The following is a 14,772-nucleotide window of genomic DNA, read 5'->3' on the forward strand; positions in this document are numbered from 1 at the left end:
AAACACTGTTTTGAGGTTGGAGATAAGACTGACGAAGTCAGTTACATATACCTACGGTAAGGTGAAGCTGACGTGGTTTGAAGAGATTTTCGAAGAGTATTAAAAGATCAAACGCAAGACTGCAATTAAGACCACTCCAAAGAGAACCGTACCGACTAGATTGCGGTAGCGAAAGGCTACCCAAGCCGTTGGAAAGACTGCTAAGAAGTCCAGCCATTTAATTTGAGGAAGGCTCCCAACCTTACCTGTCACTACGCTTGAAAGAATCAAGGCAAAGATAATAGAGACGGGCAAGAACTTCAAAAAACGCTCAACGATTGCAGGCAAACCCTTATACTTGACCAAGATGAAGGGAATCATACGGGGAATCCAAGTCACCAAGCCAGAGAAAATAACTGCTAATAAAAGATACTTACTGACCATCTAAAACCACCCCCATGCTACAACCTAGCAAGGTCGCAAACAGAACAGCTAGCGACTGAGACACCACTGTCAAAAGTAAAAAGAAGGACACCGCAACAGCTGCTAGGATAATGAGCAGATTGCGGACGGGAATCCGTCTTTGCATAATCTGGAATTGCGAAGCAAAAATGCCGATGAACATCCCAACCAGGGCAAAATCCAAGCCAAAGATTTCTGGATTTGGTAGCAGGCCACCCAGAGCCGTTCCGACCACTGTCCCAACAAACCAAGCCACATAACTGTTGAGATTGTTCCCGTGCATCCACATAGGATTGACCTTGTCTGCATGGGCCAACTCGCCCATCAAGACGCCATAGGTCTCATCTGTCAAGATACTAGACATACCGATATTGTGCCAGAGACTAGTATGACGAAAATAGGTCGACGCATGCAAACTCAACAAAAAGAGACGCAAATTGATCAAAAAAACCGTCATAGCAATAGCTGCCACAGGTGCTTGAACCGCAATCAGGGCCAACATGGCAAACTGGGCACTCCCAGCATAAACAAAGAGGCTCATCAAGCCCATCTCAATAGGTGTCACATAGGGCGCACCGATAATCCCACAGGCCAGTCCGATACTGACATAACCAAGGGCCGTTGGCATGGCTGCCTGCGCCCCCTCCCAAAATCCTTTTTCTTTCATTTTTCTCCTCATATTGTTTTAATAAATGGGCTGAAAAGGTTCCAGCCACAGCATGGACTATTATAACACATTCAGGAAAGAGAAAAAAGTCTGCTGATTTTGACCATCATAAAAAGACTGGCAATTCAGTCTCAAACATATATTATACAAATTCTCCGCTAAATACTTTCACGGATATTCAGAAGCATGAAAAAGGCAACTAGAAGAAATAGTAATAAAACAAAGCTAACTGCCAGAGTTCCAAAGCTAGTAGCAATGGTTACCAAAGCTATTGTAAATAAGCTAGGTAAAACAACCGTAATAGCCCCGATAGAAGATTGAACTGCTCCCATTGACTCCTCAGGTATTTGTTTAAAAACGAGTTCTTGCAATCTAGGAGAGAGAACACCTGCGAAAAAGGCATCCAAGGCACTAAAGATGAGAATCCAGTCAAAACGAACTGTGGCAAATCCTACTAGAAGAAGCAACTGGATGACAAGTGAGGCATAGAGAGCTGTTTTTATAGAAATCATATTTTTCAGATAGCCACTTACAAGGCTTCCGACAATAAGGGCTGACAGTTCAAAAGTGGATAGCAAGGCAAGAGATTGACCTGTTTGTAAATTCAAAAAGGGTTGATTTCTCAAAAACAGAGTAGAAACAGGAACTGTAACATTTATCACTGCTTGACTAATAGAAATAATAAACAAAACCAAGAGCACCTGATTCATCTTCCATATCAATTTCGATGACTGGACCAAATGCTGGCAAAAGGATTTTACAGAGAGTCCTTCTTGATAGCTAATCGTTTTTTCTACTTTCAAGAGGTCATTTTTTATGAAGAGGATACCTAAAAATGCGATTAAAAAGGTAAGAGCGTTCAGTAAGGAAATAAACTGGATGGATAGAATACCTAATAAGACTCCTCCTAGAATATTACTGATTGTTTTCACTAAACTAACAGTTGACTGTTTAAATCCAATAGCTTCTGCCAAATGGTCTTGCCCAATAATTCTAATGAAAATCGGAGTGAGCATGGCGCCTGAAAAATAACTCAATGTGTCAGACAAGAGGTTAATCAGACAAATAAAGGCTACTAGTACTAAGGAAAAGGACTGCCCTGAAAGTGATAAAGAAACGATAGAGTAAAGCAAAAATTTTGCAAAACTAATGACTGTGTATTTCAAGACACGATGATGTTGAAAATCCGCCAAAACTCCCAGAAAGATTTGTAGAACTTGAGGAAGGGTTTCTGAAATCGTGATAAGTAAAATCGCCAGAGGAGCAAAAGAAGCATCTGCCACATAATTCAAAAAGGCCAGATAAAAAATCGTATCCCCAACCGTTGAAATCCACTGGTTGACAGTTAATTGCCTAAAATCTCTATTTTGAAGAAATACTTTCATTATAACTCCTTTTTAAATTCCAGTTAGAATTTTTATTCCAAAACATCCTAATAAATCCTGTATGCCCAGTCTATCCCATATCATATAGATAGCCTACACAGCCTTTTTCACTGCACACCTCATCATGTCTTTAGCTACTAACCAGATCCTAGTGCAATAACATCAAAATCTGACCAATACCATTGTAGACTATGTGCAGTCCAATAGGCCAATAAATGGACTTGGTTACTCTAAACAAGACTGCAAATATGAGACCGCCACCCATATATACGAAAAAGTCTGTCAAGACCCAACCATGACTACTAATGTGCAAAATTCCAAATAATATAGCTGATCCAAGTACATCCAATCCCCATTTCTTCCCTTTTTCCAGAGCAGTCATCACTAATCCACGATAAATCATGTCTTCAAAAATGGGACCTGCAATCACAGGATAAAAAAAATACATCAAAAATGCCGTATCTCCTGTAAAAGTAGGAGTAGCATGTTGATAAGAAATTGCATTTCGAGTAGGTGGAAAAAGAGAAAAGGTAACCCTATTCCAAAGGAACAACAAAAGAAAAGCTAAGACACAATAAAACAAATAAGACCAGCGAAACTTCTTACTGTTAATTCCTTGCCATTTTCCTGACTTAACCATAGCAAAAAAAGCAATAAAAACGACAAGAAAATGCAACATCATATCCGACAAATAATAGCCAAAGTCAGATAGCCTAAGAGCAAAGTCGCTAGATAAAACCAGACCACTAAGGTACTGATAAGCAAGGACGAGTAGAATCGCTATAAAAAAATAGTATCTTGAAGTTATCTTTCCCATTTTATTTTCTCCTATATATGAAATAAAAATAGCCCCTACCCAAGAAAAAGGCAAGGGCTTTAAACATCAATAACGACGTCTAGTCTCAGGAGCTGGAGGAGCAAAGTTAAAGTAGTTTTGCCATAGACCGCCCATTCCACCAGATCCCAATGGAGGATATGACCTTCCTCCATAAACTGTCTCCAACTCAGCTTCTGTCAATTCCATTGTTTCTGCAAATTGTAAATTTAACATCTTTTACACTCCTTCAATTATCTTCATTTGTAAACCACTTCTGCGACCTAGGATTTGCTTCAAATGTTTTACAAGGACAGTATAACACGGAAATTGACTTATTTTAGAAAATCGCATATTTGATATTTTTTCTTATAGAAATTTCAGATTTGCGATTTTGGTAGATTTGATTATTTCCCTGGTATAATAAAGTTATTACTAACAAGGAGGGATATAATGATGAAAAAAAGAAAAATCCAACTGATACTCCTGCTTATTTCGGAGTGGGTTATCGTCTTCCCGTTTCTAATTAATCGATAAGTTCTTTGTATTGCTGAAAACGCAATTCGAAGAGGGCTAGCAATTGTGGATTTTCTAATACTTGCAGAGATTGGATAAAGTGTTCAATCTCTTTTTGATTGCTTCCTTTGGTTTGAAGAAAGACACTCATTTTCTTTAAAAATTGCCACGATACTTTCTCAAAAACATCGTACGGACGCAACATGCTCTCCAACTCGGCTTCGAAGATTGGGATGTATGAGAAAAGTTTTCGCTCCATGAGTTCTGATAAGATATTTAAGAGTCCTTGCTTCATATACAACCGATTATGTACCAACTCCTTAAATTCTTTAGACTTCTCAATTAAAGCGGTCGATAAAAAGATCAAATCTTGATTGCTCAAGAAGGGCATGGTATTGCAAAAGAGATAGAGTTCAAACCAGGTCCAAGACTCGATAGCATAGAGATAGCTGGTCAAAAATTCGCTATCCTCCTCTGTTAGCAGATAGCTCTTATTTAAGGAATGGATGGCATTTTTAATCACAATGGCATTCAAACGACGATAGGTCTCTGCCATCTGTTCTTGCTTGATTTTCTCCAATAGTTGCTCTAAGCCAGCGATATCTTGGTGGGCAAAGCGATCCACAACCTTTCGACCGATTCGCATATGTGGAGATTCTTGATAGTTGTTGAGCTTGTGCCCAAACTCATCAAAATTCATATTGATCCCTTGAATGGCTAATATGAGCTTATCAGCAGACAACATGGACTGCCCTAGCTCAAACTTGGACAACTGAGAAGCTGTTAGCCCGTCACAAGCCACATCTGACTGCTTGAGCTTTCTAGCCAGGCGCAGTTCCTTGTAAAATTCCCCCAATTCCATTTTTTCAATCATCCTACCACCTCCTAGCTTTTGCATATTATATCATTATTTGTGTTCATTTGTCAAAATATTCTGATAGTTAGAAAAAATAAAAAAGCCAGCCTTAAGCTGACTCTTTATTCTATGGTATCAAAAGCGAGGCTTGGTTTGGCATTGAGGTCCAAGTTTGCAAAGTTTTCTTTGTTCCACTCGCTGACACTGGCATAAGCAATCATACCTGCATTGTCTCCGCAGAGACGCAGAGGTGGAATGATGACATTGACATCTGTGATTTCAGTTGCTAGGCGTTCTCTGAGACCTTTATTGGCTGCCACGCCACCTGCCACGACAAGGGTTTTAACAGGGTATTTCTCCAAAGCCTTCTTGGTTTTAGCCATGAGAATATCCAGTACAGCTGCTTGGAAGGAAGCACACAAATCCTCTGTAGACAGACTTTCTCCCTTTTGCTCGGCATTGTGGTGAAGATTGATAAAGGCAGATTTCAAACCTGAGAATGAAAACTCCAGATTATCCTCCTTAATCATGGCACGAGGGAAATCATAAATATCCTGCCCCTGATGAGACAACTCGTCAATCTCACGACCTGCAGGATAGGTCAAGCCCATGACGCGGCCGACCTTATCATATGCCTCACCAACCGCGTCATCTCGTGTCTCCCCAACAATCTTGTAATCGCCAGCCTCAGAAACATAGACCAACTCTGTGTGCCCACCACTGACTAAAAGGGCTAGCAAGGGAAACTCCAAAGGCTCCACACTCTGAGCTGCCATGAGGTGCCCAGCCATGTGATTAACAGGAATCAGTGGAAGTCCGTGAGCCCAAGCAAAGGCCTTGGCAGCTGACAAACCAACTAGCAAGGCTCCGACCAAGCCTGGTCCGTAGGTAACCGCAACAGCTGTCACGTCCTCTTCGGTAATCCCTGCTTCTGCCAATGCCTCCTCGATACAGGCTGTAATGACCTCGACATGGTGACGACTGGCTACTTCGGGCACTACGCCACCAAAACGTTTGTGACTCTCAATTTGACTAGCAATGACATTGGACAAGAGCTCATCGTCGTTTTTCAAGACGGCGACACTGGTCTCATCACAGGATGTCTCAAATGCTAAAATATATCTATCCTTCATCTATTTCTCTCTTCATGATGATGGCGTCTTCGACTGGGTCATGGTAGTAGGCTTTTCGCTCAGCGATGACCGCCATTTTTTCTTTCTTGTAAAATGCTTGCGCTCGTTGATTTGACTTTCTGACTTCGAGGAAAATCTCCTTGTCTGTCGGCAATTGAGCAAACAAGGCTGACGCAATCCCCTGACCCTGATAGTCTCCTTTAACAGCGATTTGCAAGACTTCTGCCTCAAAGATATTTTCCTGCACAGCTAGAAATCCAATCACTTCTGCCCCATCATAGGCCAGAGCATACCAAGTCTGGTCTTGGAATAGGTCAGCTTGGATTTGTTCCAGCGTCCAAGGACTGACTGGGTAAACAGCTATCATAACAGCGTAGATGGCTTTAGCTAGATTAGGCTGCTGTTGGATTCGTTTGATTTCTATCATAGGCGTTTAATGTAAGACTCACCAGACTCTGTGTGGTTCTTAAGCCAGTTTTCCTCAGCCTCAACACGTTTGAGGTAATTCGGCACAAAATCATGTAAGGAGTCTGCTTTCTTGTCCCAAGCCAAAAGTGCTAGATTAGCTGCATTAGGCAGGGTTTCTTTGTAATTAGTCCTTGGCAAGTGTTCTTGAATCTGCTCAACAAAGGGGACAACTTCTCCGACAAAGGTTACCTGACTAGCACCCTTGATTAGCTCGATGACTCGCTCAAAGGGCAGGTGCGCTTCTGGCATGACAGGTTTAGCATTTTCATAAAATCCTGCATAAACATTATTGCGACGCGCATCCATCAAAGTGACGAACAAACCTTCTTGTTGGTATGGCACCAGAGCCAAGAGGCTAGACATACCAACTAACTCAATGTTCAGAGTATGAGCCAGCGTCTTAGCAGTGGCTACCGCGATTCGCAAGCCTGTGTAGCTACCTGGCCCTTCTGCCACCACGATTCGGTCCAAATCCTTGGGTGTCCAATCCAAACTCGCCATCAAAAAATCGATGGCAGGCATGAGGGTAATGCTGTGATTTTTCTTGATATTAATCGTCGTCTCGGCAAGAACCTGCTTGTCCTCTAAAATAGCCAGAGAAAGAGCCTTGCTAGACGTATCAAAAGCTAATACTTTCATAACACATTCCTATCTTTTTGTCTGCTTACTATTATACTACAAAAGCTGGCACATGGGAATTTTCTTTATCCCCAAACAAGAGTGCCCTCACTTAACTAAAAATAATTTAAAAAAATGTTCACTTTTCCTTTTCTTTTACGAATATAAAAGTGAACAAGAAAAAAGGAGGAAAGTTCAATGACAAATTTTGACGTTCTTGACAATCAATTTTTATCCTTATCTGAAAATGAATTATCAGATATTGATGGCGGTCTCGCTCCCTTGGTTATCTTTGGAGTAGCAGTATCTTGGAAAGCTATTGCAGGTGGAACAGCACTTATAGGTTCTGGTTTGGCAGCTGGTTATTTTTTAGGAGGAGATTAATATGATGAAAGATTTGAACAACTATTGTGAAATTTCTACTAAGGAATTGCAAGAAATAAAGGGTGGCTTTGGTGTAGGTGTTGGTATCGCTTTATTTATGGCAGCTTATACCATTGGAAAAGACCTTCGTAAAAAGTTTGGTAAGTCATGCTAGATAAGAAACACATTTTTAGAAGGATAAATTTTATTGTCTTCATCTCTTACAGTTTGCTCAGCATTCTCAATGATTTAAACATGACTACTATCCCTTTACCAATTGATCTATCTGTTTGTATTGTTTTATTTTTATGCTTCAACTCTATTTTTGAGCAGAACAATGACTCCCATAAAAATAATAAGCTCTGAAAATTCCATTGTCATGTCATTTTAGAAAAATGCAAAGACCACCTCATCTTGATAGATGGGGTGGAATTTTCGTGTCATAAATTTACTATCTTTTGCCACCAAACAAAAACGCCCCAGCATGAGCAGGGCATCTAAGCATTTAATCCAAAGTAAAATACAAACCAAACGACATAGGTTACGAGGAGAAGAAAAAGCGAGTAGAGAGTCACAAAGGTAATTTTCCACAAGAACTTGGTTTGTCGTCGTTCCAGTTTGGTAAATAGAAGATTACCCGCATAAACGCAAGCAACAAAAACAATAAAAGCTACCAAGCGAGCTCCGATAGCAAAAGCAAATAAGTTATACATAGAGCAACCTCCTTAGTTTAAATTTATCTTAATAAGTAAAGTGAAATATTGCATAAGTATCCATTTTTAATATCGCAAATATATTTTTTAAAGACATAAACACATCTACAAGCGCCTATAAACAGAAACCTTAAAAGATAAGTTAAAACTTATAAGATAAGATTCTGTTCATAGACACCAATACTCATATCAACACTTTTACGTAACAACTCATATTTTACAAAAACTTGGTCTTATACGAATCTAGAAAATAGAACCACAGCTGCTCTTGCATATGCTCCTTTAGTTGTATTCCAAGCATTATTTGCTACAATAGGAGATAATCTTATTAGGAATGCGGCATTGCAACTTCTATTATCTGCTAAAAATCCCTTAAAACACTTATCATGATAGAAACAAGCCATATCTAAATCATCAATAGCTGGAATAGAATATCCATTATTTCCCATAACCACAATAATTACCATAAGAGCCTATAGGAAAAAGAGAGCGATCCATTCTAGCCAAATCAGTTGACTCTCCGTTAGTCTCTATATCCGTTACGATTTCGTTTAAAACACGCCTACCTCCAAAGCTTCATTATCTAAACCAAGCTCCTCTGCTTTATCTAATCTAACTACAGGGAAAGCATGTTCATTCAATTCGGTAACTTTATCCAATTCAGAAGTATCTATAAAGTTAAACATAATATCAATAGCACTAAACAATATAGTTTCCGAATTATTTCCTTTCCAGCTTATACTATTTCTTTCTATTATTATAGCATATACTTTTTGATATTGCAAGCGTTTACCAAAGAAATCGTCCCATGACTTTCTCGTTTCCGTCTTTTACTAATTTTTCATTTTGTGGTATAATTGAAATAATTGTAACGAATCAAGGTCAATCTAGACACAAAATGGAATGAAATCAAGCAAATCTATGCTAAAAGTTTGGAATAAGCTGACCTGTAAAATAGAAAGGAACTATATGATTTACAAAGTTTTTTATCAAGAAACAAAAGAACGTAGCCCACGTCGTGAAACAACACGCGCACTATACCTAGACATCGATGCCAACTCAGAACTTGAGGGCCGTATCGCTGCTCGCCAACTTGTCGAAGAAAATCGCCCAGAGTACAATATCGAGTATATCGAACTCTTGTCTGACAAATTGCTAGATTACGAAAAAGAAACTGGCGCCTTCGAAATCACGGAGTTCTAATATGGCCTATACTCTTAAACCTGAAGAAGTCGGCGTTTTTGCCATCGGTGGTCTGGGAGAAATCGGGAAAAACACATACGGGATTGAATACCAAGATGAGATTATCATCGTCGATGCTGGGATTAAATTCCCAGAAGATGACTTGCTGGGTATCGACTATGTCATTCCTGACTACTCTTACATCGTGGACAATATCGACCGCGTCAAGGCTGTTTTGATTACACACGGACACGAGGACCACATCGGTGGGATTCCTTTCCTGCTAAAGCAAGCAAATGTCCCTATCTATGCTGGACCACTTGCCTTGGCTTTGATCCGTGGGAAGCTCGAAGAACACGGCCTCTTGCGCAACGCCAAACTTTACGAAATCAACCACAACACTGAGTTGACCTTTAAAAATCTCAAGGCAACTTTCTTTAGAACGACTCACTCTATTCCAGAGCCTTTGGGAATTGTCATTCATACTCCTCAAGGAAAAATCGTCTGTACGGGTGACTTCAAGTTCGACTTTACTCCAGTTGGAGAACCAGCAGACTTGCACCGTATGGCAGCCCTTGGCGAAGAAGGCGTACTCTGTCTCCTGTCTGACTCAACAAATGCGGAAGTGCCAACCTTTACCAACTCTGAAAAAGTCGTTGGCCAGTCCATCATGAAGATTATCCAAGGTATTGAAGGACGTATCATCTTTGCATCCTTTGCTTCAAATATCTTCCGTCTCCAACAAGCAACAGAAGCCGCTGTTAAGACTGGACGTAAGATTGCGGTCTTTGGTCGTTCGATGGAAAAGGCCATTGTCAACGGAATTGAGCTTGGCTACATAAAAGCTCCAAAAGGAACCTTTATCGAGCCAAATGAAATCAAAGATTACCCTGCAGGCGAGGTTCTCATCCTCTGTACAGGTAGTCAGGGTGAGCCGATGGCAGCCCTCTCTCGTATCGCCAACGGAACCCACCGTCAGGTACAACTCCAACCAGGTGATACCGTTATCTTCTCTTCAAGTCCTATCCCTGGAAACACGACTAGCGTCAACAAACTAATTAACATCATTTCTGAAGCTGGTGTCGAAGTTATCCATGGTAAAGTGAACAATATCCATACCTCTGGACACGGTGGCCAGCAAGAGCAAAAACTTATGCTCCGCTTGATTAAGCCAAAATACTTCATGCCTGTCCACGGTGAATACCGCATGCAAAAAGTCCACGCTGGACTAGCGGTAGATACTGGTGTTGAGAAGGACAATATCTTTATCATGAGCAATGGTGATGTGCTTGCCCTTACTGCTGACTCAGCTCGTATTGCAGGTCATTTCAACGCCCAAGACATCTATGTCGATGGAAATCGTATCGGTGAAATCGGCGCAGCTGTCCTCAAAGACCGTCGTGATCTATCTGAAGACGGTGTCGTTTTAGCAGTCGCAACTGTTGACTTCAAGTCGCAGATGATTCTATCTGGTCCAGACATCCTCAGCCGAGGCTTTGTCTACATGAGAGAGTCTGGCGACTTGATTCGCCAAAGCCAACGCATCCTCTTCAATGCCATTCGTATCGCACTGAAAAACAAGGATGCTAGCGTGCAATCTGTCAATGGTGCCATTGTCAACGCTATTCGCCCCTTCCTCTATGAAAATACAGAACGTGAACCGATCATCATCCCAATGATCCTCACACCAGATGAAGAATAAATCATAAAACAGCCCCGATTTTCGGAGCTGTTTTTCTCTATGCTTTCTTTTGAGATTAAAACTCAATAAAAATCGAAATCAGACTAGAAGGCTAGGCGAAAGCATAACTTGAGTTAGCTCTCATAGTTCGGAGAACTATGAGAGGCTGGAGATGAATCAAATCCAAGCTTTGAACTCATTCGTAAGAAGCCGACGACGTATCATTTTGATTTTTGAAGAGTTTTAGAAATACTACGATTTTTACCTTCCAAATACACCATCAAAATAGAAATGTCTGCTGGATTTACTCCCGAAATACGGCTGGCTTGGCCGATGGTTTCTGGATTGATGAGTTTGAACTTCTGACGGGCTTCTGTCGCGATAGAGTCAATGTCATCCCAATCAATATTGGCTGGAATGCGTTTTTCTTCCATACGTTTCATCTTAGCAACCTGGTCCATGGCTTTGGAAATATAGCCTTCGTACTTGATTTCTGTTTCAATCAATTCGATAATCTTGTCATCCAAGTCCTCTGCAGCTGGTCCGATGAAGGCCACCACATCTTGGTAAGAAACTTCTGGACGGCGAAGGAACTCCTTGGCTGTCACTGCATCTGTCAACGGCTTGAAGCCCATCTCCTCAACCTTGGCATTGGTTTCCTTGACTGGCTTGAGTTTGATGCTGTCTAGGCGTTTCATCTCATTTTCAAATTGATTTTTCTTGATTTCAAAGCGAGTCCAGCGTTCATCATCCACAAGACCAATCTCACGGCCCATCTCAGTCAAACGCATATCAGCATTGTCATGGCGGAGAATGAGGCGGTATTCAGCACGACTGGTCAAAAGGCGATAAGGCTCAATCGTTCCCTTGGTCACCAAGTCATCAATCATCACCCCGATATAACCGTCACTGCGCTTCAAAATCAACTCAGGTTTACCTTGGATTTTCAGAGCCGCATTGATCCCAGCGATAATCCCTTGGCCTGCTGCCTCTTCATAACCTGACGTTCCATTAGTCTGACCAGCAGTGAAAAGTCCGGAGATTTTCTTGGTTTCCAGAGTCGCACGCAACTGGTGTGGCAAGACCATATCGTACTCGATGGCATAACCTGTTCGCATCATCTCTGCATTTTCCAAACCTTTGATAGAATGAACCAGCTCACGTTGCACATCTTCAGGTAAACTGGTTGAGAGGCCTTGGACATAGACTTCCTCTGTATTGCGCCCTTCTGGCTCTAGGAAAAGTTGGTGGCGTTCCTTGTCTGCAAAGCGCACAATCTTGTCCTCAATCGACGGACAGTAACGAGGGCCCACTCCCTTGACCACACCTGTAAACATAGGCGCACGGTGGAGGTTATTTTGGATAATCTCATGACTGGTACCATTGGTATAGGTCAACCAGCATGGCACTTGATCTTTGACATAATCCTCATCACGTGAAGTGTATGAGAAGTGATTAGGCGCTTCGTCTCCTGGCTGAATCTCTGTCACATCGTAGTTGATAGAAGAAGCCTTGACACGTGGAGGGGTTCCTGTCTTGAAACGACCAATTTCAAGTCCCAATTCCTTGAGATTGTCAGCAAGGTTAATAGATGCTAGGCTGTGGTTAGGACCTGATGAGTACTTGAGGTCTCCGATGATAATTTCCCCACGGAGGGCAGTCCCTGTCGTCACGATAACAGCTTTGGCAGCATACTCTTGATGGGTCGCTGTACGCACACCGACAACCTTGCCATCTTCCACCAAAATCTCATCAATCATGGTTTGACGAAGGGTGAGATTCTCTTGATTTTCAACTGTCTTGCGCATCTCCTTAGAGTATAGTTCCTTGTCAGCCTGCGCACGAAGGGCACGAACGGCTGGTCCTTTCCCTGTGTTGAGCATCTTCATCTGGATGTAAGTCTTATCAATGGTTTTGGCCATTTCGCCACCAAGTGCATCAACTTCACGCACGACAATCCCCTTGGCAGAACCACCGATAGAGGGATTACAAGGCATGAAAGCCAGCATTTCAATGTTGATGGTCGCAAGCAAGACCTTACAACCCATACGGTTGGCAGCTAAGGAAGCCTCGACCCCAGCGTGTCCCGCACCGATTACAATAATATCGTATTCTTCAGTAAAATTATAAGTCATGTTTCTCTCCTATTCCTCAAGATGAATGTGTCGCAGTTGGCCGTCCCAAGTTGGTAGGGCTGTTTTCAAAAAGGCTGGAACTAGCTGGATATTCTGGAGCTGATCCAAGTCAATCCACTCACAAGGCTGCCTTTTCTCATCTTCCTGCATGGTCAATGGGGCGTCCTCAAGTAAGTTCACCAAATAATGAAACTCGATATTGTGATAGGAAACACCGTCCTGTTCAAAACGATTTTCAACCACGAAAGCTAGTTGCCCAGCGTGAGCTCGGACACCTAATTCTTCCCTCACTTCACGGACTACCGCGTCTTCCGTGCTTTCATTGACTTGAATCGCACCGCCAATAGTATAATACTTGCCCTTGTCTCTGGTGACTAGAAACTTGCGATTTTGGAGAATCAAGGCTGTCGCCCGAACACCAAAAACCGTATTTCCCACTTTTGTCCGAAAGTCTTGTTGAGTCATTTTTGTCCTTTCCTCTAAACGACACAAAAACAGTCAAAACTCCAAAGAAGTGCAGGACAAAAAAGCCTGCAACATCCATGAGCTTTGACCATCATTTCTATTGCTTTTATTATTGTAGCAAATTGAGAAAATTTGTCAATCTAAATGTACTGACAAACTTGTCCATCACGGTAAGCATTGTCAATCAAACCACCACCGAGACACTCTTCGCCATCGTAAAAGACAACTGCCTGTCCTGGTGTGATAGCGCGTTGCGGTTCCGCAAAGATGACCTCTGCCTTGTCTCCTTTAACATGTACTGTCACCTTAGAATCAGGCTGACGATAGCGGAATTTGGCCGTACATTCGAGCGTAAACTCCTCTGGCATGTCACGAGTAAAGTGAACCTGACTGGCCTCAAGGCTAGTTGACATGAGCGAGTCATGGTAGAAGCCTTGTCCTACATAGAGAATATTCTTGCTTAAGTCTTTTCCAACAACGAACCAAGGGGCATTGTCACCACCGTGTTGCCCACCGATACCGAGTCCGCCACGCTGACCAATCGTATAGTACATAAGGCCTGCATGCTCGCCCATATCACGTCCATCCACAGTCATCATGCGACCAGGCTGAGCTGGCAGATAGTTGCTGAGAAAGTTTTTAAAGTTCTTTTCTCCGATAAAGCAAATCCCTGTCGAGTCTTTCTTCTTAGCAGTCGCAAGGCCTGCTTTTTCTGCTAGTTCTCGCACTTCCGGCTTTTCCAAATGTCCCAGTGGGAACATAGTTTTTTGAAGTTGTTCTTGCGACAGTTGGCTGAGGAAATAAGTCTGATCCTTGCCATTGTCCACGCCACGAAGCATATGAACAGTACCATCTTCATCACGCGCCACTCGGGCATAATGCCCAGTCGCTACATAGTCTGCCCCCAAGGTCATGGCATAGTCCAAAAAGGCCTTGAACTTGATTTCCTTGTTGCACATAACATCTGGATTTGGCGTGCGTCCTGCACGGTATTCCGCTAGGAAATACTCAAAAACGCGGTCCCAGTACTCTTTTTCAAAATTGACAGAGTAGTAGGGAATGCCAATCTGGTCTGCTACCGCAGCCACATCCTTATAATCTTCGGTCGCCGTACAGACTCCGTTTTCATCTGTGTCATCCCAGTTCTTCATGAAGATACCGATCACATCGTAGCCCTGCTCCTTGAGAAGAAGAGCCGTCACCGACGAATCGACACCACCACTCATCCCCACGACAACACGTGTTTTAGAGTTATCACTCATGGTAAGTCTCCCATCTATTCGTTTATTCACGATTGAAGGTCGTGTGTGCTTCACGATTGAAGGTCGCTTGAGC

At 42.2% G+C, this 14,772-nt stretch carries 18 protein-coding genes and 1 pseudogene; 4 read left to right on the top strand and 15 right to left on the bottom strand.

All coding sequences use genetic code 11. The annotated features are described in order from the left end of the window. Positions 1-99: 99 nt before the first annotated feature. From HT703_RS05310 to tsaB, 9 genes are all read right to left on the bottom strand, one after another. The gene (locus HT703_RS05310; protein ID WP_125415531.1) at positions 100-423 is read right to left on the bottom strand and encodes an AzlD domain-containing protein; all 324 of its coding nucleotides are present in this window, start codon (positions 421-423) and stop codon (positions 100-102) included. Then, positions 413-1,108, bottom strand: coding sequence for an AzlC family ABC transporter permease (locus HT703_RS05315; RefSeq protein WP_172929960.1), 696 nt, complete (start codon positions 1,106-1,108; stop codon positions 413-415). Before HT703_RS05315 ends, HT703_RS05310 begins: the two co-directional genes overlap by 11 nt. Positions 1,109-1,266: 158 nt before the next feature. Then, positions 1,267-2,493: an MFS transporter gene (locus HT703_RS05320; RefSeq protein ID WP_172929961.1), complete on the bottom strand. Its 1,227-nt coding sequence runs from the start codon at positions 2,491-2,493 to the stop codon at positions 1,267-1,269. A 148-nt stretch (positions 2,494-2,641) separates the two neighbouring features. After that, entirely contained in the window at positions 2,642-3,310 is a 669-nt protein-coding gene (locus HT703_RS05325) for a CPBP family intramembrane glutamic endopeptidase (RefSeq protein ID WP_000516539.1), read from the bottom strand. A 66-nt stretch (positions 3,311-3,376) separates the two neighbouring features. Further along, a complete protein-coding gene (locus HT703_RS12120; RefSeq protein ID WP_014017185.1) occupies positions 3,377-3,544 on the bottom strand; it encodes a hypothetical protein in 168 nt (55 codons plus the stop codon). A 289-nt stretch (positions 3,545-3,833) separates the two neighbouring features. Next, positions 3,834-4,697, bottom strand: a complete 864-nt coding sequence (locus HT703_RS05335) for an XRE/MutR family transcriptional regulator (protein ID WP_000570718.1) — start codon at positions 4,695-4,697, stop codon at positions 3,834-3,836. Between the two features lie 104 nt (positions 4,698-4,801). Continuing rightward, a complete protein-coding gene (tsaD, locus tag HT703_RS05340) occupies positions 4,802-5,812 on the bottom strand; it encodes a tRNA (adenosine(37)-N6)-threonylcarbamoyltransferase complex transferase subunit TsaD (RefSeq protein ID WP_000655057.1) in 1,011 nt (336 codons plus the stop codon). Further along, a complete protein-coding gene (rimI, locus tag HT703_RS05345; RefSeq protein WP_000569846.1) occupies positions 5,802-6,239 on the bottom strand; it encodes a ribosomal protein S18-alanine N-acetyltransferase in 438 nt (145 codons plus the stop codon). Before rimI ends, tsaD begins: the two co-directional genes overlap by 11 nt. Beyond that, positions 6,236-6,919, bottom strand: a complete 684-nt coding sequence (gene tsaB, locus HT703_RS05350) for a tRNA (adenosine(37)-N6)-threonylcarbamoyltransferase complex dimerization subunit type 1 TsaB (protein WP_138707676.1) — start codon at positions 6,917-6,919, stop codon at positions 6,236-6,238. The genes rimI and tsaB overlap by 4 nt, the downstream gene beginning before the upstream one ends. 177 nt (positions 6,920-7,096) lie before the next feature. On the opposite strand from tsaB, the gene cibA reads away from it, so the two are divergent. Then, entirely contained in the window at positions 7,097-7,282 is a 186-nt protein-coding gene (gene cibA, locus HT703_RS05355; protein WP_000180841.1) for a fratricide two-peptide bacteriocin subunit CibA, read from the top strand. Position 7,283: 1 nt separating this feature from the next. After that, a complete protein-coding gene (gene cibB, locus HT703_RS05360; RefSeq protein ID WP_000974045.1) occupies positions 7,284-7,436 on the top strand; it encodes a fratricide two-peptide bacteriocin subunit CibB in 153 nt (50 codons plus the stop codon). A gap of 322 nt (positions 7,437-7,758) precedes the next feature. Here the strand turns inward: cibB and HT703_RS05365 are convergent, their stop codons facing one another. The 3 genes and pseudogenes from HT703_RS05365 to HT703_RS05375 all read right to left on the bottom strand — a co-directional run bounded on the left by HT703_RS05365 (position 7,759) and on the right by HT703_RS05375 (position 8,759). Next, positions 7,759-7,974, bottom strand: a complete 216-nt coding sequence (locus tag HT703_RS05365; protein ID WP_000282480.1) for a hypothetical protein — start codon at positions 7,972-7,974, stop codon at positions 7,759-7,761. A 374-nt stretch (positions 7,975-8,348) separates the two neighbouring features. Then, positions 8,349-8,442 (bottom strand): annotated as a pseudogene (locus HT703_RS12125) (phospholipase); the annotation flags it as partial. Between the two features lie 83 nt (positions 8,443-8,525). Beyond that, positions 8,526-8,759 (bottom strand): hypothetical protein, encoded by a 234-nt coding sequence (locus tag HT703_RS05375; RefSeq protein ID WP_001200005.1) that lies wholly within the window; start codon positions 8,757-8,759, stop codon positions 8,526-8,528. Between the two features lie 184 nt (positions 8,760-8,943). Between HT703_RS05375 and HT703_RS05380 the strand changes: the two genes are divergently transcribed. Then, positions 8,944-9,177 (top strand): DNA-dependent RNA polymerase subunit epsilon, encoded by a 234-nt coding sequence (locus HT703_RS05380; protein ID WP_000639571.1) that lies wholly within the window; start codon positions 8,944-8,946, stop codon positions 9,175-9,177. A gap of 1 nt (position 9,178) precedes the next feature. Further along, positions 9,179-10,858: a ribonuclease J gene (locus tag HT703_RS05385; protein WP_000331986.1), complete on the top strand. Its 1,680-nt coding sequence runs from the start codon at positions 9,179-9,181 to the stop codon at positions 10,856-10,858. Between the two features lie 200 nt (positions 10,859-11,058). On the opposite strand, the gene mnmG is transcribed toward HT703_RS05385, so the two are convergent. The 3 genes from mnmG to mnmA all read right to left on the bottom strand — a co-directional run bounded on the left by mnmG (position 11,059) and on the right by mnmA (position 14,699). Beyond that, positions 11,059-12,972 carry a tRNA uridine-5-carboxymethylaminomethyl(34) synthesis enzyme MnmG gene (gene mnmG / locus HT703_RS05390; RefSeq protein ID WP_172929962.1) on the bottom strand — a complete coding sequence of 638 codons (1,914 nt, stop codon included), beginning with the start codon at positions 12,970-12,972 and terminating at the stop codon, positions 11,059-11,061. 9 nt (positions 12,973-12,981) lie between these two features. Beyond that, positions 12,982-13,437, bottom strand: a complete 456-nt coding sequence (locus HT703_RS05395; RefSeq protein WP_023935518.1) for an NUDIX hydrolase — start codon at positions 13,435-13,437, stop codon at positions 12,982-12,984. A gap of 140 nt (positions 13,438-13,577) precedes the next feature. Beyond that, the gene (gene mnmA, locus HT703_RS05400) at positions 13,578-14,699 is read right to left on the bottom strand and encodes a tRNA 2-thiouridine(34) synthase MnmA (RefSeq protein WP_023935516.1); all 1,122 of its coding nucleotides are present in this window, start codon (positions 14,697-14,699) and stop codon (positions 13,578-13,580) included. Positions 14,700-14,772: the final 73 nt, after the last annotated feature.

This window comes from Streptococcus sp. 3874, from assembly GCF_013276425.1.
Lineage (GTDB): Bacteria > Bacillota > Bacilli > Lactobacillales > Streptococcaceae > Streptococcus > Streptococcus pseudopneumoniae.